The sequence below is a fragment of the Hyphomonas sp. genome (assembly GCF_965284475.1).
In the GTDB taxonomy this organism is placed as follows: domain Bacteria; phylum Pseudomonadota; class Alphaproteobacteria; order Caulobacterales; family Hyphomonadaceae; genus Hyphomonas.
On sequence record NZ_OZ260087.1, the window covers coordinates 1145331 to 1171533 of the forward strand.

The window sequence follows — 26203 nt, forward strand, 5'->3', positions numbered from 1 at the left end:
GAACCCCTACAGCGAGCCTTTAGAGATACTATTTCATGTCAGACCCGAACGACCGCCTGCCGCCCTTGAATGCCCTGCGCGCCTTTGAAGCGGCCGCAAGACGCCTGTCTTTCACACAGGCGGCCGATGAACTCAATGTTACGCCGGGCGCAATTTCGCAACAGATCCGGCAACTGGAAGACTATGCCGGCACGCCCCTGTTCAAGCGGACGGGCCGCTCTGTGCTGCTAACGGATGCCGCGCAGGCCAGCCTGCCGCTGGTGCGCGAAGCCTTCGAGCGGATCGCCGAGGCAGGTCGCATTATGCAGGCCCCCGCCCGCAAGGGGCGGGTCATGGTCTCGTGCGCGCCCAGTTTTGCCGCCAAATGGCTGGCGCCCAAGCTGGACGGATTCCATCGCACCCATGAAGGCGTCGAAGCCTGGATATCGGCTGACATGGGCCTCACCGATTTTACCATGGCCGATGCCGACTTTGCCATCCGGTATGGCCGGGGCAGCTATGAGGGCCTGAAATCGGAGAAACTGCTGGACGAAACGGTCCTGCCGGTCTGCTCCCCTGCCCTGCTCGAAGGGCCCGATGCCATCCGCAGGCCGGAAGACCTGCGCCACCATACGCTGCTGCATGACGAGAGCGGCGAGAATGATCCCTCCTGCCCTGACTGGACAAGCTGGCTGCGGGCGCGGGGCGTCGAAGGCGTGGACGGCGCACGCGGGCCGCGGTTCAATCAGGCCATTCTGGTGATCGAATCGGCGGCGGCCGGGCGCGGCGTGGCGCTGGCCAAGCAGGCCATTGCGGCGGCGGACCTCGCATCGGGCCGGCTGGTCGCCCCGTTCGCGGACGGATCGACGCTGATTGATTTCGGCTACTGGCTGGTCTGGCCAAAGGGCCGCCACCTGTCGCCGGATGTGCGGGACTTCATGAAATGGGTGAAGGCCGAAGCGGCCAAGGGCGAGATCGTCGGGGTCTAGTTGCTGACCCCGGCTGCGGCATCCAGCAGGAGATAGGCAGCAAGGCGCGGGCTGGCATTGCGGCTGGTCTTCTGAGTCTGCTCGAGCGCGTTGAGTGCGTCTTCGGCCTCAAGCGAAATGAATTCGCGGGCGAGCTGCTGCAAGTCGCGATCCGTACGCAGGCGCTGGGACACGCGCTCAACCTGACGGCCGGCATTGTCCATGATCGCAGCGCGGCGCTGGCGTTCGCCCTGGCGCGCGGCTTCGGCGATCTTGCGCTTGGCTTTCGGGCGGAACGCCTCTGGCAGCAGGATGCCAGACGTCTGGAGACGCTGGATGAGCTCGTCGGCAATGTCCTCGCGGTCCGGCTTGCCGCCTGATTCATCGCGGCTCATGTCTGAAATGATGTCACGCCAGCCCATCTCGCTGCCGGACGAGGGCGGCCTGCCGGAAGATGGCACGAGCGCGCCGCCGGTCGATGGTGACGCGGAAATATCCGTCGCCCGCCGGGCTGGTGTGGCGGGCGTGTCGGATACATCGTCGAAACGGCGGCGCAGCGTCAGCGGGTTCGGATCCTTGGGGTCAATCTCGCGGCCGAGTTCAAGTGGTGTGTCTTTCCCGGCGTCGTCTTCGGATTCCTTGCCGAGGCTGGCAGAGGCCAGCAGGTCTGCCGCGGCGTCGAAAAGCTCGTCTTCCATGCTGGGACGTGGCGGCACACGGGTAGGCGCGGGGCGCGGGGCGGGTGTGCCCGTGGTGCCTGAGAGGTCAGCCGTGGGCGATCCATGGCCATTGGTGTGCCCGTTCACCGCGCCATTGGCATGGCCATTCACATAAGGGGCCGGGGTCGCAGCCAGTGCGTCAGGCACCTGGGGTGGTGGCGTGGGGGTGGATGTGGATGGCTCCGGGGCGGCCTCGGCTACTGGTGCCGGGGCCGGCTTCGGCGCGGGCGCCGAAATGGCGGGTGCGCCGGATGGCTGGGCCCCGAGGCGGCGGTTCAGGAGGTCTGTCTCGGCACGCGCGGCATTGCCGGCGGCGCGGACCGAGGCTGTGGCATGCTCACCCGCTTCGCGCAGCCGCGCCAGCGCGCTGGCAGCTTCCTCGGCTGCCGACCGGGTCGACTGGTTGATTTCGCGATTGGCCATGCGGGCGCCATCCAGCGCGGCGGAGACGGCATCCTTCAGGGCATCGCCGGTGGTCGAGGCGGCGGCAGCGGCGATCTCGCCTGCCCGCACAGCGGCATCGACGAGCTTGCGCGACTGTTCGAGTTTTTCCTCAACGCGGCTGACGGCGAAGGTGAGAGTTTCGGTGCGCGAGGAGGCATCGCGCGCAAGACCGTCCAGGTCGATCAGCTTGGCAGCAAGCGACTCGCCTGCCACCCGCATGCCATTGAGGCGCGCTTCCAGTGCTTCGTCAGCGATGGCGACTTCCTCTCCGGCCTGGCGTGCCGCATTGACCATAAGCTGGGCCTGACGCGGAATGGCTTCGCTCATTTCATTGATCTGGGCCCGCAGGTCGCGGGCGAGGCTTTCCAGCGCGGCGCGTTCAGACCCGAGGCGCTGTGCAAGGTCGCGTGCATTGTCGGCGCTGGCATAGGCAACCGACTCAAGGCGCATGCGCTCATCGCCGATTTCGCCGGACATGGCCTTCATGGCAGAGATGGCATGCGCCATGGCGTGATCAACCTCGGCGGCCGACTGCTTCATCTGTTCGGCAATCGAGATGCCTTCGGTGCCGGCCTCCCGCGCAGGCGCGAGCAGGCGGATGGCGGCTTCCATGACGAGGGCATTCGAGGCGGCGGCGCGACGGTTCGTGCGGGCCATGAAGCCCGCCATCATAATGATCAGCCCCGGGATGAGCACGCCAATGCCGCCCGCGACCAGAACGGCCGGCGGAAGGGCAAGCACGGCATCAATGCCCAGCAGGCCGAGCAGAGCCGCGCCAACCCCGATAAACCAGAGTGTTGCGATGAGGAATCCGGTAGCAACCATCCAGCCGCCACCATGCCGGGCGTACTCGAAGTTTTCCGACGCCTCTTGCCTGGCCAGTAGATCCCGGCCGGACGGGCGAGCTGAAGGCGTATCCGTCATGATGTGACTATACCGCGACAATACGTCCACGGCGAGGCCGGAATACAGGCTTTTTCAAGGCCCGACAGGGGCTTTGCCTAGCCCAGCATCCTGACGACCATGTTCTCGGCCGGACGATTGTCGGCATTCTCGTCATTGTCTGCGGGCGCAAATTCAATACCGAGCCAGGCGAGAATCGCAGCAAGGACAAGGTTTCGGACAAGCACGATGATCGCGGCCATGATAATCCCCATACAAGTAGCCGGGGAAAGTTATTCCCCGAAGCGCGAGCTTATATCCGAAATCCGGTTTCCCGACAAAGGATAAATATTGGTAAGGGTTGGTGAACGGATCACGTCCCGGTCTTAACCATTGCGGAAAGGTCGCCATGAGACAGTGGCGCATTCATTCGGAGCACCAATCATGACCGACGACGCCCCTGCCCCGCTGGCGCTGCTGGACCGCGACCACCTGAAGGCGATGACCGGGGGCGATACGTCACTGGCTATCGAGGTGATCGACATCTTTCGACAACAGGCGGAAATCTGGTCCCGCCTGCTGGACCCGCGGGCCGATGCCAGTCAGTGGGCCGATGCCGCCCACACGCTGAAAGGTGCCAGTCTCGGCATTGGCGCAGTGCGGCTGGCGGCGGTCTGTGGCCGGGCCGAACGGCTTGGCCGGGCAGAGACACCGCCGAGCGTGACGGCCGCCGCCGTGATGCTGGGCGATATCAAGGATACGCTGGGCGACACGCTGGAAGCAGTCGCCAAGGCGGCTTACGAACTGGCGTCTTCCGGAGTGACCAGGGCATCATAGCTGGCAAATTCATAGGCGATGCAACGGTCAATCAGCGTGCGCCAGACCGGCTCTGCAATGGCCGGTGACAGACCCGCATCGGCACAGGCCGCCTTGACCTTGGTGATCACGTCTTCGATCCGGGCACGATCATGCACGATGGCGCGGTCGCCCTTGATACGGGCGGCAGCGTCCATGAAGGACTGGCGTTCGGCCAGGATTTCCACAAGCAGCCGGTCGATCCGGTCAATCTCATAGCGCACCTGGGCCATCGTTTCGGATGTCTTGGCCGTATGGTGGCGCTGGTCGGAAGTATAGGTGGTCATGGGCTTGGGCCCCGTTTTGTTAAGCGTGCCCGATACATGGGGATGATGCAGGGGGCAAGACAGGGAGGTGCGACGGGGCAGCGCGGGCCATCTAGACCGGCGGTGCCCGCCGCATGGCGCGCACGGCCTTGACCAGCCCGTAAAGGCTGATCAGGGCCCAGCAGCCCTCCATAAGCGCCGCCGACAGGTTGAAGTCGAACGCCAACGACATGAGGATTGCGACAGAGCCGAACAGGTTCAGTGCCGAATAGACGCGTGAGCGCGACTCGAGGCGTTCGGTCTGCAGCAGGAGATAGGCCATCAGCGTTAGTCCGACGCCAAGGATGCCTATGGCGTCGAACGGACTGATCATCACATCCTAGACTTCCAGCAGCATGCGTTCTGGATCTTCGAGTGCTTCCTTGACGCGGACGAGGAAGGTAACCGCTTCCTTACCGTCAACGATGCGGTGGTCATAGCTGAGCGCGAGATACATCATCGGACGGATCACGACCTGGCCATTGACGGCGACAGGGCGCTGTTCGATGCGGTGCATGCCCAGCACGCCGGATTGCGGGGGGTTCAGGATCGGTGTCGACATCAGCGAGCCATAGATGCCGCCATTCGAGATGGTGAACGTGCCGCCCTGCATGTCGCCGATCGTGAGATCGCCGTCACGGGCTCGCTTGCCGAGATCGGCAATGGATTTCTCGATACCGGCAAGGGAGAGGTCATCGCTGTCGCGCACGACAGGCACGACGAGGCCCTTGTCGGTGCCGACCGCGACGCCGATGTCGTAATAGTTCTTGTAGATGATGTCGGTGCCGTCGATCTCGGCGTTGACCGCAGGCACTTCCTTCAGCGCATTCACGCAGGCCTTCACGAAGAAGCTCATGAAGCCGAGCTTGATGCCGTGCTTGGCGACAAAGCTGTCCTGGTGCTTTTTCCGCAGGTCCATGATGGCGCCCATGTCCACGTCATTGAACGTGGTCAGCATCGCGGCGCTGTCCTGTGCCTCTTTCAGGCGGCGGGCAATGGTCTGGCGCAGGCGCGTCATCTTCACACGCTCTTCACGCGGACCGATATCGCGCGGCTCGCGTGCCTGAACAGGGGCTGCAGGGGTCTTTGGCGCGGCATTCACATAGGCGAGCGCGTCTGCCTTGGTAGCCCGGCCATCGCGGCCCGTGCCGGGAATGGACGACGGATCGACACCGGCTTCGGTGGATATACGGCGCACGGAGGGTGCGACGGCGCTGCTGGAGGCTGCTGCCGCAGCTGCAGGCTGCGGTGGGGATGCCGGCTTCGCGGCGGGCGCAGCACCGGTGCCGCCGGCGCTGATGCGGGCAATCACGGCGCCGGGCGTGACGCTGTCACCTTCCGAAACGACCAGTTCGGCAATCACGCCATCGGCGCTGGCAGGCACTTCGAGCGCGACCTTATCGGTTTCAATCTCGGCAATGGTCTCGTCTTTCTTGACCGTGTCGCCGACCTTTTTCAGGAAGGTGGAGAGCGTGCCCTCGGCAACGCTTTCGCCCATGGTCGGGACAGAGACGTCTGTCAGCTTGCCATCCGATGCGGCGGGCGCCGCCTTGGTGTCCTTGGCGGGCGCAGCGGCCTCAGCCTTGGCGGGGGCAGCCTTGGCGGCGCCATCGCCTGCGTTCAGGCGGCCGAGCAGCGCGCCGATTTCAACTGTGTCGCCGACATTGGCCACAATCTCGGAGAGGACGCCGTCTTCGGATGCCGAGACTTCGACAGAAACCTTGTCGGTTTCGAGTTCAACCAGCACGTCATCGCGTTTCACGGTGTCGCCGGCTGCTTTGAGCCATTGGCCGACTGTGGCTTCAGTGACGCTTTCGCCGAGGGTGGGGACTGAGATATCGGTCATGATTTTTGGTCCGTATTGGAAAATCTGGGAAGGGTGATCAGGACGCGACGATCTTGTCGTCGACCGAATCGGGCCCGAGTGCCGCGTTGATGAAGGCGGCCATTTCGGCCTTGTGCTTGGACATGAGGCCGGTGGCCGTTGCAGCCGATGGCGGCCGGCCAGCATAGCGCGGACGGGGCAGCTTGGCATCGATCTGCGTGGCGCACCATTCAATCTCGTCACGGATGAAGGACCAGCCGCCCATATTGCGCGGCTCTTCCTGGCACCAGACAAGCTCGGCGCCCTTGAAGCGCTTGAGTTCGTGCATGATCGACCGGCGCGGCACCGGATAGAACTGTTCGATCCGCATCAGGTAGACATCGTCGACACCCATCTCCTCGCGGGCTTCGAACAGGTCGTAATAGACCTTGCCCGAACACATCACGACGCGGCGGATCTTGTTGTCCTTGGCCAGCTTGACCTTCCCTTCGCGGCCCGGCGTTTCCGCGTCATCCCACAGGATGCGGTGGAAGGAAGACTTGGTAGCCATGTCATCAAGGGTCGAGGTCGCCAGCTTGTGGCGCAGCAGCGATTTCGGCGTCATGATGATCAGCGGCTTGCGGAAGTCGCGGTGGATCTGGCGGCGGATGGCGTGGAAATAGTTCGCCGGGGTCGTCAGATTGCAGACCTGCATATTGTCTTCGGCGCACATCTGCAGGAAGCGTTCAAGGCGCGCAGAAGAATGCTCCGGCCCCTGCCCCTCATAGCCGTGGGGCAGCAGCATCACGAGGCCCGACATGCGCAGCCATTTGCGCTCAGCGCTCGAGATGAACTGGTCGAAGTAAACCTGCGCGCCGTTGGCGAAGTCGCCGAACTGGGCTTCCCACAGGGTCAGCGTGTTCGGGTCGGCAAGCGAATAGCCGTATTCGTAACCAAGCACGGCTTCTTCGGAGAGCAGCGAATCAATCACTTCGTAATGGGCCTGTTTCTCGCTGATATGGTTCAGCGGGGTGTAGCGTTCGCCCGTGGTCTGGTCGACGAAATGGCTGTGGCGCTGCGAGAACGTGCCGCGAGCAACATCCTGGCCGGACAGGCGGACCGGAAAGCCCTCATCCAGCAGTGTACCGAAAGCGAGATGTTCGGCAGTGGCCCAGTCGAGGCCTTCGCCCTTGGAAATGGCGCTGGCGCGGCCCTCGATGACACGGGTGAGCGTCTTGTGGATCTCGATCGAATCCGGCACCGTCGTGATGGTCTGGCCGAGCTGCTGCAGGCGCTTCTTGGCGACGCCGGTCTTGCCGCGGCGCTCATCATCTTCCGGCAGGCCGAAGCCCTTCCATTCGCCATCCAGCCAGTCAGCTTTCTTGGCCTTGAAATTCTTGCCTTTTTCGAACTCCGCATCGAGATAACTCTCGAAGTCCGTGACCTGCTTTTCAAGTTCTTCCGCCGTCAGGATGCCTTCGGCGACAAGCCGCTGGCCATACAGTTCGCGGGTCGACGGATGGTTCCTGATCTCATTGTACATGATCGGCTGGGTAAACATGGGCTCATCGCCCTCATTGTGACCGAACCGGCGGTAGCAGAACATGTCGATGACAACGTCCTTGGCGAATTTCTGGCGAAACTCGGTCGCGATCTTTGCCGCATAGGTGACCGCTTCAGGATCATCGCCATTGACGTGGAAGATCGGAGCCTGAACCATCAGCGCCACATCCGACGGATAGGGCGAGGAGCGCGAATACATCGGGCTGGTCGTAAAGCCGATCTGGTTGTTGACGATGAAGTGGATCGTTCCCCCTGTGCGATAGCCCGACAGGCCTGACAGTGCGAAACATTCGGCCACGACCCCCTGCCCTGCAAAGGCAGCGTCGCCATGCAGCAGGAGCGGCAGCACCTTGGTGCGCACGAGGTCGCCGGTTTCCCGGTGCAGCATTTCCTGTTTCGAGCGCGACTTGCCGAGCACGACAGGATCGACCGCTTCAAGGTGGGACGGGTTAGCGTTCATCGAGAGGTGGACGGTGTTGCCGTCGAATACGCGGTCCGACGAGGCGCCGAGATGGTATTTCACGTCGCCGGAGCCGAACTGGTCGGCCCCTTGCGTGTTGCCGCCCTGGAATTCGAAGAATATCTGCTCATAGGGCTTGCCCATGACCGCCGCCAGCATGTTGAGGCGGCCACGGTGGGGCATGCCGACAACGATCTCTTCCACGCCGAGCGCGCCGCCGCGCTTGATGATCTGTTCCAGTGCCGGGACAGCCGCCTCGCCGCCATCCAGGCCGAAACGCTTGGTGCCGGGATAGCGCTTGTGCAGGAAGCGTTCGAACGTCTCGGCCTCGATCAGCTTGGCGAGAATGGCTTTCTTGCCGCGCTTGCTGAACGCCACGCCCTTGTCGGGGCCTTCGATCCGTTCCTGCAGCCAGGATTTTTCGGCCGGATCGGAAATGTGCATGAACTCGATGCCGAGCGTCGAGCAATAGGTGCGGCGCAGGATGTCGAGCATCTCGCGAACGGTCGCGTATTCGAGGCCAAGGTAGAAGTCGATGAAGATGCGCCGGTCCAGATCGGCCTCGGTGAAGCCATAGGTCTCGGGGTTGAGTTCAGGCTGGTCGCCGAAATTCTCGATTCTGAGCGGGTCGAGATCGGCAGCCAGGTGGCCGCGCATCCGGTAGGCGCGGATCATCATGATCGCGCGAATGGAATCCTTCACCGCCTGGGCGATGTCGGTTTGCGACGCGCCGGGCTTTTCGGCCTTGATCTTCTTTTCCAGCCTGGCCTCGGCAACGGCCCAGTTGCCATCAAAGGCGGCAACCTCGTCGCCCTTCTTCTGCAGGGGCCAGTCGCCCCTCTTCCAGCTGGCACCGGCGGCATTTGCCGCGGCACTCGCCGACTCGTCACCGAGATCAGCAAAGAAGGCGCGCCAGCTTTCCGGCACCGATGACGGATCGCGGGCATAGGCTGCCTGCATCTGTTCGAGCCACTGGGCCGAGCCCCCGTACAGGAATGCCGTGTCCAGCATTGCAGCATTGCCCTTGCTGCGTGTGCCATTCATCGGGCTGCCATCGTCTGCCATGTATCATCCGTCCTCTGGACCAAATCGCTCCCCGACATATAGGAACGATATATTGCATAGTTCCTATCATCAGGAACTTTTAGCAGGACGGCCGACGCGGTCAGAACCTGGCCTCGCCAGACGGGCCTTCCGGCCGCCCTGGCTTTCTCACATCAGGGCGCCTTAGCCCTTCAGCACCTCAACGAGGGTCGTGCCAAGGCGCGCTGGAGAAGGCGACACGCGAATACCGGCAGCCTCCATCGCAGCAATCTTGCTTTCTGCATCACCCTTGCCGCCGGACACGATGGCTCCGGCATGGCCCATTGTGCGGCCTTTCGGCGCCGTCCGGCCGGCGATGAAGCCGACCATCGGTTTCTTGCGGCCCTTCTTGGCCTCGTCGATGAGGAACTGGGCAGCATCTTCTTCGGCGCTGCCACCAATCTCACCAATCATGATGATGGACTTTGTTTCATCATCGGCAAGGAACATTTCCAGCATGTCGATGAATTCGGTGCCCTTGACCGGATCGCCGCCAATACCGACAGCCGTTGTCTGGCCGAGGCCCACCTGCGTGGTCTGGAACACCGCTTCATAGGTCAGTGTGCCGGAGCGCGAGACGATGCCGACATTGCCCTTCTTGAAGATGGACCCCGGCATGATGCCGATCTTGCACTCATTCGCCGTGATCACGCCCGGGCAGTTCGGCCCGATCAGGCGCGACCTGGACTTGTCGAGCTTGGCCTTCACGCGCACCATGTCGAGCACGGGCACGCCTTCTGTGATGCACACAATCAGCGGGATTTCCGCGTCGATGGCCTCTTCGATCGCCGCAGCCGCGCCGGCTGGCGGCACATAGACCACGGACGCGGTCGCGCCAGTCTTTTCCTTGCCTTCGGCAACGGTCGCAAAGATTGGCAGTTCGGCGCCATTATCCGCCTGCCACATCGTGCCACCCTTCTTGGGGTGGATGCCGCCAACCATCTTGGTGCCAAAATAGGCCAACGCCTGGTTGGTGTGGAACGAACCGGTATTGCCGGTCATGCCCTGGGTGAGGATCTTGGTATTGTTATCAATAAGAATGGACATGAATATTCCTTAGCCGCGAACCGCGTTGACAATTTTCTGGGCCGCGTCGTCGAGATCGTCGGCGGAGATGACGTTGAGACCGGATTCGGCGATGATCTTCTTGCCGAGCTCCACATTCGTGCCTTCAAGGCGCACGACCAGCGGCACCGCGAGGTTGGTTTCCTTGACCGCCGCGATCACGCCTTCGGCGATGACATCGCATTTCATGATGCCGCCGAAGATGTTCACGAGGATGCCCTTCACGTTCGGGTCCTTCATGATGATCTTGAAGGCGGCTGCCACCTTCTCCTTGCCGGCGCCGCCGCCGACATCGCAGAAGTTGGCTGGTTCTTCGCCATAGAGTTTGATGATGTCCATGGTCGCCATGGCAAGGCCTGCGCCGTTGACCATGCAGCCGATCGTGCCGTCGAGCGCGATATAGGCGAGGTCCCATTCTGAAGCCTCGATTTCCTTCTCGTCTTCTTCGGTCTTGTCTCGCAGCTCCATGATGTCCGGGTGGCGGAACAGGGCATTGCCGTCAAAGCTGACCTTGGCGTCGAGGACGCGAAGATGGCCGTTTTCCATGACGATCAGCGGGTTGACCTCGAGCATCGCCATGTCCTTCTCGGTGAAGGCCTTGTAGAGGATCGGGAAGAGTTTCATGCCGTCTTCGCGCGCCGTGCCGTCCAGTTTGAGCGCATCGCACAGCTTCGCCGCATCCGCTTCGCTGACACCGCCATCGACCGGCAGGGTCATGATCTTCTCGGGCGTATCGTGGGCGACCGCCTCGATATCCATGCCGCCTTCAGTCGACACGACAAAGGCGACCTTGCCGGATTCACGGTCGACGAGGATGGAAAGATAGAGTTCGCGGTCAATGTCGGCGCCGTCTTCGATATAGAGGCGGTTGACCTGCTTGCCCTCGGCGCTGGTCTGGGCGGTCACAAGGTGGTGACCGAGCATCTGCTTGGCGTTTGCAAGCACGTCTTCCTTGTTGAACGCAAGGCGGACACCACCTTTTTCACCGGCTTCGGCTTCCACGAACTTGCCCTTGCCACGCCCGCCGGCGTGGATCTGGCTTTTCACGACCCAGAGCGGCCCCGGCAGCGTATCGACCGCCTTTTGTACGTCGTCGAGGGAGAGAACCGGTACGCCTTCGGCGACAGGGGCACCGAAGGATTTCAGCACCGCTTTTGCCTGGTATTCGTGAATGTTCATATGGAATGCCTTGATGGTTGCGTCGCATGCAGGAAGGCCGCGCGCCACCCCGCTATCAATGCGGGCTGTATAACAGGCTTATTCGCGCCGACAACTGGCTGGGTACGCGAAACGGGACGCAGGATCAGGACTCAACGTCCGGATTGCGCGGATCGAGCTCCACGCCGGCCAGCGAGGTTGGCGTGACGGGGCTCCATTCCTCCTGCTGGGCTTCGGTCGGCGCAGCCCGCTGGCGCACGCGAACGATCATCAGGAGGGCCAGGACCAGGAGCAAGACGCCCGACAGGCCGAACAGGCCGACACGGTCTGCCACACGCATGGCAAAGCCCGACATGAGCGGCCCGACAATCGACCCGGCAGCCCAGACGAACAGCAATGTGGACATGACCTGCGGCACGCGGCCGGTCGGTGTGCGGTCAATCGCGTGGGCGACACAGAGGCCATAGAATGACAGGGCCCCTGCCCCCCAGACCGTGAGCACGGCGATCACGCCAATCTCCCCCAGAGCCACACCGAAAATGGCGATCAGCAGCGCGGCAATGCCGGACATGATGCACATGCCGGCAATCACCAGGCGGCGCTCGATCCGGTCCGACAGGACGCCCGCAGGCCATTGCAGGACGAGGCCCCCCATCCACGCCGCGGCGCCCGCAATCGCAACCGCCGCCGTGCCGCCGCCTGCAAGCGTGAAGCGTTCGAAATAGACTGGCAACAGCGCCAGCGTGCCGGTATTGATGACGCCGGCCAGGAAGACGCCGAACACGGCGGCCGGCGCGAGGGTGAACAGTTCCGAGACTGGCATGGATTTGCGGTCTGGCGGTGGCGGCTCTTTCTGGCGGGTCAGGCAGACGGGCACCAGCGCGAGCGCCAGGAACAGGCCCGCCCAGGCATAAGCCCGGCTGTCGAGCGGGGACATGCCCGCCACGAAGAAGGGCCCGAGCATGAGGGAAAGCTTGGCGCCGGTATGGTAAATGCCCATGACATTTCCGCGCGACTTGTCGGGCACCGCTTCGCCCATCCAGCTTTCGATACTGGTGAACATGTAGGCAAAGCAGATGCCCTGTATGATCCGCAGCAGGGCCCAGAATGTGGCGTCATGCCAGAGCGACAGGGACAGCACGGTCACGGCATTGACGGCGGAGGCAGCGGCGAACAGGCGGATATTGCCGACCTGACCGAGCGCCCGCGGCGCCGTCCAGGCACCGATCATGTATCCGGCAGCGTTGAAACCCGCGATGACGCCGATCACCTGCGGCCCCGTGCCCATGGACTCCAGCCCCAGCGGCGTCAGCATGCTGAGCAGACCGCCCGCGATCTGGACGATCATCACGGACAGGATCAGGACAAAGACATTACGCGTATCGGACATCAACTACCTGGATACGTGGAAAGCCGGACCGGCCGGCCCACGGTGACTATTTGAACTTGACCGAGGTCTCGCGGACGGTTGCACCATCATTGGCCTTGATAGACAAGGCGGCGGTGCCAGTTTCCCAGTCAATCTCGATCGCGCCGAAATTCTCGGGCGGATACCCGGCGCCGATCTGCGCGCTGTCCATCTCCTCGGTGGTTTCCGAGAAGGATGCATTGATTGACGAGGCTGTCAGCTCGTAGGCGGAATAGGACATGACGCCTTCCTTGCGATACAGGAACGCGGCGTGACGGTCACCGGATACGAAAACGACACCGTTCGCCTCTGTTTCATTGATCAGGTTGTAGAGCCGCTCCTGCTCCAGCGGCAGGCGTGACCAGCTTTCCCAGCCATGGGCATCGGTTGGCAAGACCTGGACCGACGAGATGATCAGGCGAAGGTCTGCCGGCTGCTGCAGCTGGTTTTCAAGCCATGTCCACTGGTCGGTGCCGAGCATGTCCTGCTGGGGATCAGAGGAGGCAATGTAGCGTTCCTTGCCCTTCACGCCCCATGCGTCGGTCGGCGTCAGGGCCGTGCGGAAAAAGCGCGTGTCGAGCATGATGATCTGCGTGCGCTGGCCTTCAGGGCCGAATGTGCGGGCATAGTAAGTGCCGGGCCATGCCCCGACATCTTCCTTCTCGATCCCCCAGAAGCGCTCATGAATACGCTCTGCAAGACGGCGGAACGGAAAATCCTTGCCCGCATCATTGGCGCCAAAGTCATGATCGTCCCAGGCTACCATCATCGGGTGGGCCGCACGCACGGCCTGGAAATCGGCCCGGGCGGCAAGGTCGCTGAAGCTCTCGCGCAGCTCGTCGAGATCGGCCTGGTTGTTCACATAACTCATGCCGTTGCGGTCGCCATATACATTATCACCGATCATCAGGAACAGGTCGGCCTCTTCCCCGGCAATCACGTCCATGACAGGCGAGGCGCTTTTTTCCTCGTCCTGGCATGAGGCGACCAGGACGCGCGTGATCGGCTGGTCAGCCGGTGGCAGCGGCAGGCCGGCCGGGGCGCGCGGATAAAAGTCATCCGGAAGTGTCTTGTAATAGGTTTCCAGCGCCTCTTCGGCGCTAGCCGGACCACGGGTAATGCCGGGAATGGAGATCGGCCCGGGCGACTGGCATGCTGCTAGCCCCATCAGCCCCATCAAGACGATTGCGCGCTTCATGTCTCCGCTCCCTTGTTGCCGCTTTGCGCATGTGTAGCGGGCTTCGGAAGCGGCAGTAAGGGACGAAAGGATCAAACGCCGAAGAAAATCGACCACATCAAGCGGCCGGGCAGGAAGCTGAACAGGCCCGCTATGGCCATGCCGCCGACAAACATGCCGGTCATGTGCTTGCGGTGGGATTTGATGTCGCGGCGGCGGGCCGCTGCCACCCCCATGGGCAACACGATCACCGTCCAGGCCGACAGGGCATGGATGAAGCTGAAACTGTTGCCATTGAGGCCGATCAGGAAGAAGGAGGAAATCGCCGTCACGCTCATCGTAACGACCCAGCCATAACCGAGCACGCGGTGCATGCTGCGACCCTTGACGCCCAGCAGCAGGACAGTCCCGATGGCAAACGTCGCAACCGCCCCCAAGACATGGGCCTGCAGCACCCCGGATGCGCTCAGCAGCGGCGACAGGTCGATCCGGAACTGCAGGGGCGGATTTCCCGATGAAGCCAGGATCATGTAGCTGATGGTGCCATAGACAATGGCGGCAATGACAAAGGTGACAGTGTGCGGGCGAGTGCGCAGAACGGCGCGCAGCGTGTGGCGGGAGGGGGTGGCGAAGGCGGTGTCGGTCATGAATGGCTCCTGTCGGTCGGGTAAGGACCCAGAGATGCCGCCGCCCCGACTCGGCCGCCAGCGCGTTTGCATGGAGTGACTGGAATCCTTCGCGAAATGCAGCCAAAACGGTTCACGAAGCGCGAAATGCGAGGGGGCGTTGCGGACATGACGGAGCAATTTGGGCAATTTCTGCGATCCGCCGGCATCCTGGTCGGGCTCTCGATCCTGTTCACATGGTTCGGCGTTTATGAATCCGGCTCCCCTGTCGCCTTACGGTTCATCATGTGGCTGGTGACGATGAGCGCTGGCGGTGTCGCGGCGGTCTGGGTCATCCCCACCGTGTTCGAGCGGCAGTTCGCGCAGCAGAACGTGATCGTTCAGGTCGCGCTGGCATCCGGGCTGATCGCCCTGCCCGTCACGGCCTCGCTGATTGCCTTCTACCTCGTGCTGGGCGGCCGGGTGCATGTCGGCATGCTGCCGATGCAGTATCTCTATGTCTATGCCGTGTGCGTGGTCATCGTGACCGGCGGCCTTGTCGTGTCGCGCGCGCAGGCGGCGGCGCCCGTGCTGGAAGCAGCCGAGGCACAGGACGTGATTGCGCGCTTCATGCAGCGGCTGCCGGTTAAGTACCGCACGGCAGACCTTTGGGCGGTATCCTCGGAGGATCATTACCTGCGCATCCATACCAGCCTCGGCGAAGAGCTGATCCTGATGCGGCTGGCCGATGCAATGCGCGATCTTGGCGGCACGGACGGCCTGCAAACCCACAGGTCATGGTGGGTGGCAAGGGACGGGGTGGCCGATGTGCGGCGGGAGGGGGGCAAGCTGTTCCTCGTGCTGAAATCGGGCACCGAAGTCCCGGTGTCACGCACCTATGCGCCCGCCGTACGGGAAGCCGGCCTCAGCTAGACGCCAAGGCCCGGCGTCGGGCGCGTATTCATCACGAGATGCTTGACGAATTCGACATGGTTGCGGAGCCGGTAGAGGTCATCGGTATAGGATAGCGGCACATCGAGTTCCCCGATCTCGGCCTGCAGGTCTTCCAGCTCATCCGTGATGGCGGCGCGCTCTTCCTTGGTCGGCATGGCACGCCCGCGGGCCTCCAGGTCGCGCAGGTCCTTGTACCAGATGTAGATCTTGCGCCGCACCCGCCAGCGATAGATGGGCGGCGCGACCCGCACGAGCGGGAAGAGCAGCGTCAGCAGCGGGATGGCGAGAATCCAGGCGCGGTCAAGGAAGTTGGCCACGTCGAACGAAAAATAGCGGCGCAGGAAGGACGGGCCATTCTCGTAATAGCGCTCGGCCTGTCGGCTGACCGGCAGGTCGGTCGCGTCCGGGTCCGGGAAGGTCCCCGCACGGGCGAGGAGACTGCCATCCTGGTGAATGGCCGAGGCCGCATCGACCAGCAGCGCTTCGATGGCCGGATGCAGCGACTTGTTGACGACAAGCTGGGCCACCGGGGCCACGAGCGGAATATCCTCGGCAGGCAGGTCAGAGCCGATATCGACCACGCCGCGCAGCAAGGTGACGTCTGCCAGTGCCGGCTGGCGGCGCGACAGGGCCTCAGCACGGGCAAAGGGCATCAGCGAGATGCCGGGCGCGCGCAGAAGGGTCTGCACATAAGGCGCATCGGGCGACGCAGCGAAGGCGGCCGCATCAAGCTGTCCGGCGATGAGCGCCTCTGCCGCCGCACTTCCCGACAGGCTGTTGCGCGTCATGTCTGGCCAGACGCCATGGAACTCTTCCTGCAATTCGATGGCGAGGAGCCGCGTGCCGGAGCCGACCGGACCGATCGCGAGGCGCTTGTCCCGCAACTGGCCGAATTGCGTGGCGCCGGCCTCGTCACGCACGAAGACCCAGAAGGGTTCGTGGAACAGGCCGCCAAGCGAGCGCAGCGTCTGGGCATCACCTGGCGTGGCAAGGCCGCCCTGAACAAGCGCCACGTCGACCTGGCCCTCGTCAAGAAGCCTGAGATTTTCGACCGACCCGGCCGTCTGGACGAGCTCGACCTCGACATCTTCCTCGGCGAGAAGGCGCTGATAGCGTTCGGCAAAGGCATAATAGGCACCGCCCGGCGAACCGGCGGCGAAGCGGATGGTTTTCGGCGGGGCCGGGTCCATCAGCATGAGCGTCAGCACAATGCCGCCAATCGCCACGAGGACGAGCGGCCAGTAGATTTTGAGGAAATCCTTAGCCGCCGTAAGCATGCAGCGTCCCACTTTCTGTCAGATACGTCCCGCAAGCTGGTCTAGGCCGTGATCGCGGCCGGATCAATCACATCCGCCTGTCTGCCCTGAAAATGCCTCATGCGCGCCGCGCATGGAACCTATTCCGTTTAGAAACTGTTCACCAAGGATCGGACGCCCCATCTGCGGTGCAGGACATCACGAGGAGACAGTCATGGGCTATTCGGGTGCGATTGTGAAAGCGGTTTCGGTGGTCACACTGGGGCTTTTCGCGGCGATCATGCTGGTCATGGCGCTCGCCCCGAACCCGTCCCTCTATGCCGGATAAAATCTTCAGAGACTCACCGGAACCAATCGGCGCTCCCACGCGTAAAGATCTCAGGATGGCTGGATAGGTCCCTCCCGACTGAACCCTCCCAAAAGCCGGCCGTCTGACGAAGAGGTCTCGAAGCTGCGTCCCCCCATTTCAGCTTCGGGGCTTCTTCTACTCTTCCTCCCGAAAATTTCCGGTTACGCCTTGTGATAGGGCATGCCCGCCAGAATGGAGACCGCCCGGTAGACCTGTTCGGCCAGCATCGCGCGGACCAGCCTGTGCGGCCATGTCTGCGCGCCAAAGGCCATCGTGTCAGGCACTGCCCGGCGCACGGCCTCGCCATAGCCCTCTGCCCCGCCAATCAGGAAGACCAGGTCCGGCACGCCCTGGTCTCGCAGACGCGCCAGACGGTCAGCAAAGGCGGCCGAGGGCGCGTTGGGACCAGATTCATCGAGCCGGATGGCAATGGCCCCGGACGGGATTTTCGCGAGGATGCGCTCAGCCTCTGAATCGAGCCCGCCGCCGCTTGCCACTTCGATTACGTCAATGCCCCGAAAGCCCAGGCTGCGGGCAATCGGCAGGGCCCGTTTGACATATTCGTCAAACAGATCGCGTTCGGCGCCCGATTTCAGGCGCCCGACAGACAGGATGGTGAGCCGCATGGGCGCCTAGTGCTGGGTGGCGCGGTGGGCGCTGGTATCCGAAGCCCAGATCTTTTCCAGGTTGTAGAATTCGCGCACTTCCGGGCGGAACAGGTGGACGATCACGTCGCCTGTATCAATGAGAACCCAGTCGGCATTCGGCATGCCTTCGACATTCGCCGGGCGGCCCGTGAGCTTTTTCACCGTATGGGCAATATGGTCTGCAAGCGCAGCGACATGGCGGCCGGAACGGCCTGACGCAATGATCATGAAATCGGCGAGGGAGGATTTTCCGTCCAGGTCTATGAACAGGAGGTCTTCTGCCTTGTCATCCTCGAGGGCCTTGGCGAGAGCTTCGGCCACGGCACGGATGTCTTCAAGTGTGGCACTCTTTGCGGGCAGTGTCCGCGGGGCGCTGGAAGTCAGGGTCTCAATTCCTTCTTTTATGAGCAGCCAAACAATACCACGCATGCCGGGGCACAGCCAGCCCAAACCCGCAGGGACGCAATTCCCGGCCGGAATTGCAGTTCCGGCGGCAATTTTCTTGGCCGCCGCCAGATTTTCGCCGTAAGTCTGGAGAAGTATGATTCTTTCGGGATTCCGGACCGCCTGCCATTGGAGTGATTGACATGACCCTGCGCTATGCTGCCGCTGCGCTCTTGCTCGCCATGCCGCTGGGCGGCTGTGCCGTTGCGGCCGTTGGCGCTGCGGGCGCGGTTGGCCTTGCCGCCGCCAAAGACAAGACCCTGGGCGAATCTGTCGATGACACAACCACATCCGGCGAGATCAAGGCCAAGCTCCTGTCTGAAAGCTTCAATCGGTTTGCCGAAGTGGATGTCGAGGTGAATGACGGACTCGTGCTGCTTTCTGGCCGCGTCGACTCGCCAACAGACCGGGTCGAGGCTGAGGGCATCGCCTGGACCTCCGTCGGGGCGCATGATGTGGCCAATGAAATCAAAATCGAGCCGGCAGGCGGTTTCGTTGCCAATATGTCTGACGAGATCATTTCCGGGCGCGTGCGCGCCCGCCTGATCGGGTCAAGTACGGTGAAAAGCCTGAACTACAATATCGAGACCTATGACCGCGTCGTCTACCTGATGGGTACGGCCCGCTCGGCAGACGAACTCAAGCGCGCCGCCCATGAGGCGAGCGTTGTGGCGGGTGTGAAACAGGTCGTCTCCTATGTCCGCATCCGCGAGCCGTTTGCCACGCCGCCCGCCCCGACGACCCAGGCGGCCCCCTCTTACAATCCGGCGCCCGATCCTACATATGGAACCGAGACCGATGCAGAGCTGCTCGGTGTGAATTACTGACCGGGCCGGCGCTCTCCTGATCCGCCGCGCCAGTCGCGAACGGGAGCGGGCGTTTCATGACATTGCGAGTCGGGATCCAGATGGATCCGCTGGAAGACGTCAGGATTGACGGCGATACGACCTTTGCACTGGCCGAAGTGGCACAGGCGCGCGGGGCCGAGCTCTTCGTCTACGGACCGGATCACATGTCCTTCGAACAGGGACGGGTGACGGCCTGGGCGCGTCCGGCGACGGTGCAGCGGGTCAAGGGCTCGCCGGGGATTTTCGGCGAGACGGTCAAGCTGGACCTCGCCAGGGATCTGGACGTCATCCTGATGCGCCAGGACCCGCCCTTCGACATGAATTACATCACGGCCTGCCACCTCCTGGAGCTGGTATCGGGCGAGACGCTGGTGGTGAACGATCCCGAAGGCGTGCGCTCCAGTCCGGAAAAGATTTTCCCCCTCCTCTACCCGGACCTCATGCCGCCGACGCTGGTAACGCGCGATATCCGTGACATCACCGCCTTCCGGGCAACCCACAAGGACATCATCGTCAAGCCGCTCTATGGCCATGGCGGCGCGGGCGTGTTCCGCCTGAAGCCGGATGATTCCAACCTGGCCTCCCTGCTGGAAGTCTTCTTCACCCGGTCGCGCGAGCCAGTCATGGTGCAGGCCTTCCTCCCGGCGGTCAGCGAAGGCGACAAGCGTATCATGCTGATCGATGGCGAGCCGGTTGGCGCCATCAACCGGCGCCCTGAATCCGGACAGGTGCGCTCCAACCTCGTCGTCGGCGGCACGGCGGAAAAATCGGATCTCAGCGATGCCGACATGAAAATCTGCGAGGTGATCGGCCCGGAACTGAAGCGCCGCGGCCTGATCCTGACCGGGATCGACGTCATTGGCGGGCGCCTGACCGAGGTGAATGTCACCTCGCCGACCGGCGTTCAGGCAATCAAGGCCCTGTCCGGCATTGATAGTGCCGCCATTTTCTGGGACGTTGTGCAACAGAAGCTTGCGGACCGCTGATGGCCGCTGCAAGATCAGGTGCATGAACATGAAATCGATCACTGCTTTCGCCCTCGCTTCCTTCGCCCTTGCCGGTGTCGCCTGTTCGCAGGGCACGGAAACCGAGACCGTCGACGTTCAGACCGTTTCAGCTGAGGAAGGCGCGACAGGCACGTTCAACCTGTCGCTTCCGAGCGCGAGCGCGACGGCAAATGATGCTTCGGGCAGCCTCAACCTGAACCTTGGCGGCGATACCGGCGAAACCCGCCTGATCGGATCCGGTGCCTTTGGCGGTGGCGATTTCGGTAGCGACCCCGCTATCGACCTCAACCTCAATCTTGAAGATGACGAAGATGCTGCGTCGGTGGACACGGTCCCGTCAGCTGAAGCCGCCGCTGAAGACGATGGCATCATACGCCTGACACCCAAGAAATAGGCGAGCGGGCCTTTTCGGGCCGCTTTCCCGCTCTCGAAAACGATAATTTACAGCGCGCGCCGACGGATTCACCTCCGCCGGCCGTTTGATTCGGCAGGTGCGCTGCGACGCTCCCCATGACCCACGCATTCGCCCGGCCCACGCCCGCATGGGGCGGTCGGATGAGGCTTTGACCCAGACGCGAGAGCGAGAGCACGAGATTGACCCGCAAGTTCGACACAAGACTGATTTACGGCCTCGGCGCCCTCGTGGCGCTGGCCGCCCTCTGGGCCGTTTTCCTGCGCGGCGACGGGGCAGCAAAGCCCGGTGACTTCACCCTCGAAACGAGCAGCGTCGAGCGCGGTGACGTGGCGCGCCTTGTTACCGCCTCCGGCGCCGTGCGCGCGCTAACAACTGTTGAAGTCGGCTCGCAGGTTTCAGGGCAGATCATCGAACTGGACGCCGACTTCAATTCCGAAGTGAAGCAAGGCGACATCATCGCCCGGATCGACCCGCAGACATTCGAGAGCCGCGTCGCCTCGGCGCAGGCAGACATAGCCAGCGCCAGGGCGAGCCTCGATGTCCAGAAAGCCAATATCGCATCGGCCGAGGCGAGCTTTGCCCAGACCGAGAAGGACTATCACCGCGTTCAGGCGCTTTATGACCAGGACGCCATTGCGCAAGCATCCCTCGAAGACGCCGAGCGGGCGCTGGCCGTGGCCAGGGCTGCGCTGGACGTATCGCGCGCGCAGCTGCGCTCGTCGCAGGCGACCCTCAGCCAGCGACAGGCGAGCCTGCAATCGGCGCAGCTCGACCTTGACCGCACGATCATTCGTTCCCCCATTGATGGTGTCGTGATCGAACGCTCGGTCGATGTCGGCCAGACAGTTGCCGCCTCATTCTCGGCGCCCATCCTGTTCCAGATTGCGCAGAACCTCGAAGACATCCGGATCGATGCCGCTGTGGTCGAATCCGATATTGGCGGGATCGATGCGGGAGACCCGGCCACGTTCAAGGTCGACGCCTATCCGAACGAGACCTTTACCGGCATGGTCGAACAGGTGCGGCTTGCCTCCGAAACCCTCTCCAATGTCGTGACCTATACGGTCGTGATCGCGGCGGAGAACCGGTCTGGCCGCCTGCTGCCGGGCATGACGGCCAATGTCGAAATCACCGCCGAGAAGCGTGAAGGCGTGCTGCGCCTTGCCGAATCGGCGATCCGGTTCCGGCCGCCCAGTGAGGGCGTTAACGTGATTGCGAGCAATACTGAGAGCGACGGGCAGCCACGCCGCGGCGGGCCCTCTGGCGGTGCGCGCGGCAATCCCGCAGAGGCCATGCTGGTGGGTCTCGAGCTCGAGCCGGAGCGCAGGGCACGGATCGAGACGGCCATGCGCGCCGAAATGGAGAAGGTGCGCGCGAGCATGGGCGAGGCTGGCGCGACCTTCGACCGGAACGGCATGCGCGCCCGCATCCAGTCGCGCATGGACAAGGTGCTGCGCGACAATCTCAGCCGCGATGAACTGGCTGTGGTGCAGAAAACCGTCAATGACCGCGCCTCCCGGCGCCGGTTGGACCTGTACCAGCCGGCCGGCGACGGTACGCTGAAAACCCTGTCCGTCTCGGTCGGACTGTCTGACGGACAGAATGTTGAAATCCTGCGCGGCGCAAAGGAAGGCGACACGTTCGTCACCCGTCTGGCCCTTGCGGCGACGGACAAATAGGCATGCCGGACGCCATCATAACGTGCCGGGACCTGACCAAGGTCTACCGCATGGGCACGCAGGACGTCTTCGCCCTGCGCGGCGTGAACCTCGATTTCACCGAGGGTGAAATGACCGCCATCATGGGGCCGTCGGGATCGGGCAAATCGACCCTGATGAACCTGATCGGCGCGCTGGATGTGCCAACAGGCGGTGAGCTGACGATCAGCGGCAGGCCCCTGTCCGGGCTTGACCGAGATGAACTGGCCGACCTCAGGAATGCGACGATCGGCTTTGTCTTCCAGCAGTTCAACCTGCTCCACCGCGCGAGCGCACTCGCCAATGTGAAACTCCCCCTGCTCTACTCCCGCACGCCGGTTGCAGACGCGGCGGCCCGCGCGCGCGAATGCCTGGAAATGGTCGGCCTCGCCAACCGGATGGACCACCGGCCAATGCAACTCTCCGGCGGCCAGCAGCAGCGCGTGGCGATTGCCCGCGCGCTGGCCGGACGCCCGTCCATCCTTCTGGCCGACGAGCCGACCGGCGCGCTGGATACGAAGACATCCGAAGAGATCATGGAATTGCTGACAGGGCTTACCAGCGAAGGCATCACGGTCGTCCTGGTGACGCACGAGCCGGAAGTTGCCGCCTATGCCAGCCGCCAGATCCATTTTCGTGACGGACAGGTCGAACGGGATGAAAGGACAGGCGTATGAAAACCGGTGTCGCCCTGCGCTCGGCCCTTGAAGCCCTGATTGCCAACCCGCTGCGCAGCTTTCTCACCATGCTCGGCATCATGATCGGTGTTGCGTCCGTGATGGCCATGATGGCGATCAGCGAGGGCGCCGCCAAACAGGTGGACGAGCAGATCGCCAGCCTCGGCGCAAGCAACCTGACCATCTATCCCGGCGCCTCGCGCCGCGGTCCGCGCTCGGGCGGGGCCTCTTCTGACCAGCCGTTCACCGACGCCGATGTCGACCTGATCCGGCAGGAGCCTTTCGTCACCGCCGTCGCCGCCCGCAATTCCGGCTCGGTCACCGTGATTTCCGGCCAGGACAATTGGTCGACCAGCCTTTATGGCACCAATACCGACTATTTCATCACCCAGTCGCTGCAGACCGCCGAAGGGCGCTTCTTCGATGCGCGCGAGGTGAGTTCCGGGGCCGCCGTCGCAATCATCGGCAAGACCGTGGCCGACAATCTGTTTGAAGGCACCAATCCGGTCGGGCAGACCATCAGGGCCAATAACGTACCGCTCGAAATCATCGGTGTGCTGGAATCCCGCGGGGCGTCTGCCGGCCCGGGCGGCGACCGTGACGACATGATCATCGTGCCCATCAATACCGCCCGCAACCGCATCACGGGTGGAAACCCGACCGTCGCGAAATATGTGACCGGTATGGAAGTGGGAGTGACGGATGGGTACGACATGACGCAGGCGCAGGAACAGCTGGAGGCGCGGCTGCGCGAAATCCGACGCATTGCGCCGGGCGGCACGGACGATTTTCGCGTGTTCAACATTGCCGATTTCATTCGCGCCAGGTCCAGCACGCAGGCAACCTTCGGCGTGCTGCTGGCCTTCACCGCCGCCGTATCCCTGATCGTGGGGGGCGTCGGCGTGATGAACATCATGCTGGTCTCGGTGACGGAGCGCACGCGCGAAATCGGCCTGCGCATGGCAATCGGCGCGCGCGGCAGCGACATTCTGGGCCAGTTCCTTGCTGAGGCGCTGGCGCTCTGCCTTGTTGGCGGCCTTATCGGATCGGCCCTGGGCGTGGGCGCGGCCCAGCTTGCCGCGAGACTTGGGGAGTTTCCTGTTGAGATTTCCCCGCGTATTGCAATCATTGCGATTGGCGCCTCGGCGTTGATCGGCCTGTTCTTCGGATTTTTTCCCGCCCGGCAGGCGGCGCGGCTCAACCCCATCGAGGCACTTCGTCATGAATAAGCTAAATCCTGCCCTTGCGCTTGTCCTCGTGGCGGCTTGGGTGACTGCATGCTCGACAATGCAGCCGCCAGCCGGGTCCGGCAGCCAGATTGCGCAGGAAGCCAGCGCGCTGAACGCGCCGGAGGCGTGGGCTTTCGGACCGGAAGTGGATGGCGACGTGGCAGATACATGGGCCGGGATCATCCGCGATGATGCGCTGCTGGCACTGATGGCAGAGGCCCTCGCGGCCAATCCCGGGCTGCGCGCAAGTGCCGAAAACGTGCGGCGGTCGGAATCCTTCCTGCGCCAGTCCCGGTCAGGCCTTCTGCCAGGCCTGGGTGCCGGCGCCGGTGCGTCAGGATCCTCCGACCTTGAGGATTTCGACCTGACGGAGCGGTACACGGCAAGCCTTGATGCCAGCTGGGAAGCCGACCTCTGGGGCGCGATCCGCTCTGATATCCTCGCATCGGAATTTGACCTGCAGAGCGCTGAGGCAGTCTATCGGGCGAGCCGCGAGTCGCTCGCGGCCGGCGTGGCGCGTGCGTATGTCTTCGCCATTGATGCGCGCCACCAGGTGGACCTGACGCGCGCGACCCTGACAGCGCAGGAAGAGACGCTGCGCATCGTCAATGTGCGCTATGAACTGGGCGCTGCAAGCCGCCGCGAACAGGTGCTCGCCGAATCCGATGTGGCGAATGCACGTGACTCGCTGGAACTCGCACTGGCCTCGCAGCGCAGCGCCATCCGCGCCCTCGAAGTCCTGTTAGGGCGCTATCCCGATGGCACGATGAATGTGCCCGATGCCTTGCCTGTTGTCGTTGACGTGGTGCTGGCCGGACAACCTGCAGACCTTTTGCGGCGCCGTCCGGATGTCCTGTCGGCGGAGGCCGGCGTGCGCGCGGCCTTTGCCAGCACGGACGTGACGCGGGCGAGCCGCTGGCCGAGCCTGTCTCTCTCAGGAGGCGTATCCAGCGCGACCAGCGATCTTGCAGATGTGATTGACCCGGCCGCGCTGGCCCTCTCGCTCGGCCTCCGGCTGGCCGGCACATTGTTCGATGGCGGCCTGACCGATGCCCGGATCGCCGCTGCCGAGGCCAGCGGCCAGATCGCGCTCGCCAATTACGGCGCCGCAGTGCTCGATGCCTTTGCCGATGTGGAGGGGCGACTGGACGATGTCGAAACCTTGCGCAGCCGGGCCACCTTCGTCGAAACGGCGGCAGAGAATGCCCGCGAGACTCTGCAGCTGGCAGAAATCCAGTACAAGGAGGGTGCCATTGACCTGCTCGACGTGCTGACGTTCCGGCAACGCAGTTTCCAGGCCGACCGCACCTTGCTGTCGCTGCGCCGGTCGGAAATCGAATCGCGAATCACACTCTATCTCGCGCTGGGTGGTGCCATCGAATAGGCGCGTAAATACCAGGAAAGTCCCCGCCGGATCGAAACTGACGCCTTCTCCCCGTCAGAAACCCCTGTCGAACCGCAGTTTTTGGCAGTGTGACTGTTCAAACTCCTTGTTATTAATAACATATACGGAGTAGTGGAATTTATAATGAGAGAGTCAAAGAATACAGGCGGCCACGAGGCCAGAAAGCCAACCGATGCGGATCGCTTCGTTGGCCAGCAATTGCGTCAGGGACGTCGTGAAATGGGATTGACCCAGGACGGGCTCGCCCAGCTCCTCGGCGTCACATTCCAGCAAATCCAGAAATATGAAGCCGGCCACAGCCGCATGTCCGCAGGGCGCCTGCGTGAAGTGGCCATCGCGCTGAAAAAGCCGATCAGCTATTTCTATGAGCCGTTCGAGCCCATGGGCAAGAAATCGCAGGCCGCCGAAACACGCCTCAAGGTCAAGGACCTCAGGCGCGATGCGAAAAAGCTGATCGAACAGATCGCGGATGCCGACGATCTGCAGGCCGCTGTCCGTCTTTTGCAGGCCCTCGAAACCAGCAAGTAGCTGCGGGTTTCAGCGCGCGGATGCCGCGTCCGTTCCGGGCATGCTGAGCCGCGTTTCGAGCAACCACCGATGCGCTGCGGCCAGGGCCGCGCCAAGATGCTTTTCCAGCTCGATACTTGTTTCCGGATCCGTGACGCCGGCATTGCCGACCATCCGGATCGTGCGCGCCAGTCGGTCCACTGCCACGCGTGCCACTTCCAGCTCCATGCGCAGCTGCGCAGGCGAAATTGCCAATCTGTCAGGGTGTCCTGAGCTGCCTGTCATGCTGATGC

Annotated in this window: 26 protein-coding genes; 11 read left to right on the forward strand and 15 right to left on the reverse strand. The window is 63.1% G+C overall.

Annotated features, from left to right (window positions below; genetic code table 11):
• The first annotated feature begins 35 nt into the window (after positions 1-35).
• Positions 36-968, forward strand: a complete 933-nt coding sequence (gene gcvA, locus ACQ66M_RS05375; protein ID WP_350174710.1) for a transcriptional regulator GcvA — start codon at positions 36-38, stop codon at positions 966-968.
• Here the strand turns inward: gcvA and ACQ66M_RS05380 are convergent.
• Positions 965-3034, reverse strand: a complete 2070-nt coding sequence (locus ACQ66M_RS05380) for a hypothetical protein (protein ID WP_430402383.1) — start codon at positions 3032-3034, stop codon at positions 965-967. The two genes, gcvA and ACQ66M_RS05380, sit on opposite strands and share 4 nt — an antisense overlap.
• Before the next feature lie 77 nt (positions 3035-3111).
• Complete coding sequence (locus ACQ66M_RS05385) at positions 3112-3255, reverse strand: hypothetical protein (protein ID WP_350174714.1); 144 nt, start codon at positions 3253-3255, stop codon at positions 3112-3114.
• 181 nt (positions 3256-3436) lie between these two features.
• Between ACQ66M_RS05385 and ACQ66M_RS05390 the strand changes: the two genes are divergently transcribed.
• Positions 3437-3829, forward strand: coding sequence for an Hpt domain-containing protein (locus ACQ66M_RS05390; RefSeq protein ID WP_350174716.1), 393 nt, complete (start codon positions 3437-3439; stop codon positions 3827-3829).
• Here the strand turns inward: ACQ66M_RS05390 and ACQ66M_RS05395 are convergent.
• From ACQ66M_RS05395 to ACQ66M_RS05435, 9 genes are all read right to left on the reverse strand, one after another.
• Positions 3790-4134, reverse strand: coding sequence for a chorismate mutase (locus tag ACQ66M_RS05395; protein WP_430402385.1), 345 nt, complete (start codon positions 4132-4134; stop codon positions 3790-3792). The genes ACQ66M_RS05390 and ACQ66M_RS05395 overlap by 40 nt on opposite strands.
• A gap of 91 nt (positions 4135-4225) precedes the next feature.
• A complete protein-coding gene (locus ACQ66M_RS05400; RefSeq protein WP_350174720.1) occupies positions 4226-4486 on the reverse strand; it encodes a CBU_0592 family membrane protein in 261 nt (86 codons plus the stop codon).
• A 6-nt stretch (positions 4487-4492) separates the two neighbouring features.
• Positions 4493-5998, reverse strand: a complete 1506-nt coding sequence (odhB, locus tag ACQ66M_RS05405; protein ID WP_430402387.1) for a 2-oxoglutarate dehydrogenase complex dihydrolipoyllysine-residue succinyltransferase — start codon at positions 5996-5998, stop codon at positions 4493-4495.
• A gap of 37 nt (positions 5999-6035) precedes the next feature.
• Positions 6036-9044, reverse strand: coding sequence for a 2-oxoglutarate dehydrogenase E1 component (locus tag ACQ66M_RS05410; protein WP_350174724.1), 3009 nt, complete (start codon positions 9042-9044; stop codon positions 6036-6038).
• Between the two features lie 162 nt (positions 9045-9206).
• Positions 9207-10109 carry a succinate--CoA ligase subunit alpha gene (gene sucD, locus ACQ66M_RS05415; protein ID WP_350174726.1) on the reverse strand — a complete coding sequence of 301 codons (903 nt, stop codon included), beginning with the start codon at positions 10107-10109 and terminating at the stop codon, positions 9207-9209.
• A gap of 9 nt (positions 10110-10118) precedes the next feature.
• Positions 10119-11306, reverse strand: a complete 1188-nt coding sequence (gene sucC, locus ACQ66M_RS05420; protein WP_350174728.1) for an ADP-forming succinate--CoA ligase subunit beta — start codon at positions 11304-11306, stop codon at positions 10119-10121.
• Positions 11307-11430: 124 nt separating this feature from the next.
• Complete coding sequence (locus ACQ66M_RS05425; protein WP_350174730.1) at positions 11431-12675, reverse strand: MFS transporter; 1245 nt, start codon at positions 12673-12675, stop codon at positions 11431-11433.
• A gap of 46 nt (positions 12676-12721) precedes the next feature.
• The gene (locus ACQ66M_RS05430) at positions 12722-13891 is read right to left on the reverse strand and encodes an alkaline phosphatase D family protein (RefSeq protein ID WP_430402389.1); all 1170 of its coding nucleotides are present in this window, start codon (positions 13889-13891) and stop codon (positions 12722-12724) included.
• A 71-nt stretch (positions 13892-13962) separates the two neighbouring features.
• Positions 13963-14517 (reverse strand): DUF2306 domain-containing protein, encoded by a 555-nt coding sequence (locus ACQ66M_RS05435; protein WP_350174734.1) that lies wholly within the window; start codon positions 14515-14517, stop codon positions 13963-13965.
• Positions 14518-14664: 147 nt separating this feature from the next.
• Between ACQ66M_RS05435 and ACQ66M_RS05440 the strand changes: the two genes are divergently transcribed.
• Positions 14665-15408 (forward strand): LytTR family DNA-binding domain-containing protein, encoded by a 744-nt coding sequence (locus ACQ66M_RS05440; RefSeq protein WP_430402390.1) that lies wholly within the window; start codon positions 14665-14667, stop codon positions 15406-15408.
• On the opposite strand, the gene ACQ66M_RS05445 is transcribed toward ACQ66M_RS05440, so the two are convergent.
• From ACQ66M_RS05445 to rsfS, 3 genes are all read right to left on the reverse strand, one after another.
• The gene (locus ACQ66M_RS05445; protein ID WP_350174738.1) at positions 15405-16706 is read right to left on the reverse strand and encodes a TAXI family TRAP transporter solute-binding subunit; all 1302 of its coding nucleotides are present in this window, start codon (positions 16704-16706) and stop codon (positions 15405-15407) included. The genes ACQ66M_RS05440 and ACQ66M_RS05445 overlap by 4 nt on opposite strands.
• A gap of 489 nt (positions 16707-17195) precedes the next feature.
• Entirely contained in the window at positions 17196-17660 is a 465-nt protein-coding gene (locus ACQ66M_RS05450; protein WP_350174740.1) for a 23S rRNA (pseudouridine(1915)-N(3))-methyltransferase RlmH, read from the reverse strand.
• Between the two features lie 6 nt (positions 17661-17666).
• The gene (gene rsfS / locus ACQ66M_RS05455; RefSeq protein ID WP_350174742.1) at positions 17667-18110 is read right to left on the reverse strand and encodes a ribosome silencing factor; all 444 of its coding nucleotides are present in this window, start codon (positions 18108-18110) and stop codon (positions 17667-17669) included.
• Positions 18111-18268: 158 nt separating this feature from the next.
• Here rsfS and ACQ66M_RS05460 point away from each other — a divergent pair, with 158 nt between their 5' ends.
• The 8 genes from ACQ66M_RS05460 to ACQ66M_RS05495 all read left to right on the forward strand — a co-directional run bounded on the left by ACQ66M_RS05460 (position 18269) and on the right by ACQ66M_RS05495 (position 25931).
• Entirely contained in the window at positions 18269-18952 is a 684-nt protein-coding gene (locus tag ACQ66M_RS05460) for a BON domain-containing protein (RefSeq protein WP_430402392.1), read from the forward strand.
• Positions 18953-19008: 56 nt separating this feature from the next.
• The gene (gene gshB / locus ACQ66M_RS05465) at positions 19009-19959 is read left to right on the forward strand and encodes a glutathione synthase (RefSeq protein WP_430402394.1); all 951 of its coding nucleotides are present in this window, start codon (positions 19009-19011) and stop codon (positions 19957-19959) included.
• 28 nt (positions 19960-19987) lie between these two features.
• Complete coding sequence (locus ACQ66M_RS05470) at positions 19988-20374, forward strand: hypothetical protein (protein ID WP_350174748.1); 387 nt, start codon at positions 19988-19990, stop codon at positions 20372-20374.
• 200 nt (positions 20375-20574) lie between these two features.
• Complete coding sequence (locus tag ACQ66M_RS05475; protein WP_430402396.1) at positions 20575-22074, forward strand: efflux RND transporter periplasmic adaptor subunit; 1500 nt, start codon at positions 20575-20577, stop codon at positions 22072-22074.
• Positions 22075-22076: 2 nt separating this feature from the next.
• Positions 22077-22769, forward strand: coding sequence for an ABC transporter ATP-binding protein (locus ACQ66M_RS05480; protein ID WP_350174752.1), 693 nt, complete (start codon positions 22077-22079; stop codon positions 22767-22769).
• Entirely contained in the window at positions 22766-23998 is a 1233-nt protein-coding gene (locus tag ACQ66M_RS05485; protein ID WP_430402398.1) for an ABC transporter permease, read from the forward strand. The genes ACQ66M_RS05480 and ACQ66M_RS05485 overlap by 4 nt, the downstream gene beginning before the upstream one ends.
• Positions 23991-25382 carry a TolC family protein gene (locus tag ACQ66M_RS05490; RefSeq protein ID WP_430402400.1) on the forward strand — a complete coding sequence of 464 codons (1392 nt, stop codon included), beginning with the start codon at positions 23991-23993 and terminating at the stop codon, positions 25380-25382. Before ACQ66M_RS05485 ends, ACQ66M_RS05490 begins: the two co-directional genes overlap by 8 nt.
• 144 nt (positions 25383-25526) lie before the next feature.
• Complete coding sequence (locus ACQ66M_RS05495) at positions 25527-25931, forward strand: helix-turn-helix domain-containing protein (protein ID WP_430402402.1); 405 nt, start codon at positions 25527-25529, stop codon at positions 25929-25931.
• Positions 25932-25940: 9 nt separating this feature from the next.
• Here ACQ66M_RS05495 and ACQ66M_RS05500 read toward each other — a convergent pair whose 3' ends face one another.
• On the reverse strand, positions 25941-26165 hold the full coding sequence (locus ACQ66M_RS05500; protein ID WP_430402404.1) for a hypothetical protein: 225 nt from the start codon (positions 26163-26165) through the stop codon (positions 25941-25943).
• Positions 26166-26203: the final 38 nt, after the last annotated feature.

What these genes read in the sequence shown, in the direction of transcription:
- ACQ66M_RS05460 (WP_430402392.1), top strand. Translation starts at nt 18,269, where the DNA reads ATGACCCTGCGCTATGCTGCCGCTGCGCTCTTGCTCGCCATGCCGCTG.
- ACQ66M_RS05395 (WP_430402385.1), bottom strand. Translation starts at nt 4,134, where the DNA reads ATGACCACCTATACTTCCGACCAGCGCCACCATACGGCCAAGACATCC.
- ACQ66M_RS05445 (WP_350174738.1), bottom strand. Translation starts at nt 16,706, where the DNA reads ATGCTTACGGCGGCTAAGGATTTCCTCAAAATCTACTGGCCGCTCGTC.
- ACQ66M_RS05435 (WP_350174734.1), bottom strand. Translation starts at nt 14,517, where the DNA reads ATGACCGACACCGCCTTCGCCACCCCCTCCCGCCACACGCTGCGCGCC.
- ACQ66M_RS05470 (WP_350174748.1), top strand. Translation starts at nt 19,988, where the DNA reads ATGAAATCGATCACTGCTTTCGCCCTCGCTTCCTTCGCCCTTGCCGGT.
- ACQ66M_RS05485 (WP_430402398.1), top strand. Translation starts at nt 22,766, where the DNA reads ATGAAAACCGGTGTCGCCCTGCGCTCGGCCCTTGAAGCCCTGATTGCC.
- sucD (WP_350174726.1), bottom strand. Translation starts at nt 10,109, where the DNA reads ATGTCCATTCTTATTGATAACAATACCAAGATCCTCACCCAGGGCATG.
- ACQ66M_RS05490 (WP_430402400.1), top strand. Translation starts at nt 23,991, where the DNA reads ATGAATAAGCTAAATCCTGCCCTTGCGCTTGTCCTCGTGGCGGCTTGG.
- ACQ66M_RS05400 (WP_350174720.1), bottom strand. Translation starts at nt 4,486, where the DNA reads ATGATCAGTCCGTTCGACGCCATAGGCATCCTTGGCGTCGGACTAACG.
- ACQ66M_RS05480 (WP_350174752.1), top strand. Translation starts at nt 22,077, where the DNA reads ATGCCGGACGCCATCATAACGTGCCGGGACCTGACCAAGGTCTACCGC.
- ACQ66M_RS05385 (WP_350174714.1), bottom strand. Translation starts at nt 3,255, where the DNA reads ATGGCCGCGATCATCGTGCTTGTCCGAAACCTTGTCCTTGCTGCGATT.
- gshB (WP_430402394.1), top strand. Translation starts at nt 19,009, where the DNA reads ATGACATTGCGAGTCGGGATCCAGATGGATCCGCTGGAAGACGTCAGG.
- ACQ66M_RS05410 (WP_350174724.1), bottom strand. Translation starts at nt 9,044, where the DNA reads ATGGCAGACGATGGCAGCCCGATGAATGGCACACGCAGCAAGGGCAAT.
- ACQ66M_RS05440 (WP_430402390.1), top strand. Translation starts at nt 14,665, where the DNA reads ATGACGGAGCAATTTGGGCAATTTCTGCGATCCGCCGGCATCCTGGTC.
- rsfS (WP_350174742.1), bottom strand. Translation starts at nt 18,110, where the DNA reads ATGCGTGGTATTGTTTGGCTGCTCATAAAAGAAGGAATTGAGACCCTG.
- ACQ66M_RS05390 (WP_350174716.1), top strand. Translation starts at nt 3,437, where the DNA reads ATGACCGACGACGCCCCTGCCCCGCTGGCGCTGCTGGACCGCGACCAC.
- ACQ66M_RS05495 (WP_430402402.1), top strand. Translation starts at nt 25,527, where the DNA reads ATGAGAGAGTCAAAGAATACAGGCGGCCACGAGGCCAGAAAGCCAACC.
- ACQ66M_RS05430 (WP_430402389.1), bottom strand. Translation starts at nt 13,891, where the DNA reads ATGAAGCGCGCAATCGTCTTGATGGGGCTGATGGGGCTAGCAGCATGC.
- sucC (WP_350174728.1), bottom strand. Translation starts at nt 11,306, where the DNA reads ATGAACATTCACGAATACCAGGCAAAAGCGGTGCTGAAATCCTTCGGT.
- ACQ66M_RS05380 (WP_430402383.1), bottom strand. Translation starts at nt 3,034, where the DNA reads ATGACGGATACGCCTTCAGCTCGCCCGTCCGGCCGGGATCTACTGGCC.
- ACQ66M_RS05425 (WP_350174730.1), bottom strand. Translation starts at nt 12,675, where the DNA reads ATGTCCGATACGCGTAATGTCTTTGTCCTGATCCTGTCCGTGATGATC.
- gcvA (WP_350174710.1), top strand. Translation starts at nt 36, where the DNA reads ATGTCAGACCCGAACGACCGCCTGCCGCCCTTGAATGCCCTGCGCGCC.
- ACQ66M_RS05450 (WP_350174740.1), bottom strand. Translation starts at nt 17,660, where the DNA reads ATGCGGCTCACCATCCTGTCTGTCGGGCGCCTGAAATCGGGCGCCGAA.
- odhB (WP_430402387.1), bottom strand. Translation starts at nt 5,998, where the DNA reads ATGACCGATATCTCAGTCCCCACCCTCGGCGAAAGCGTCACTGAAGCC.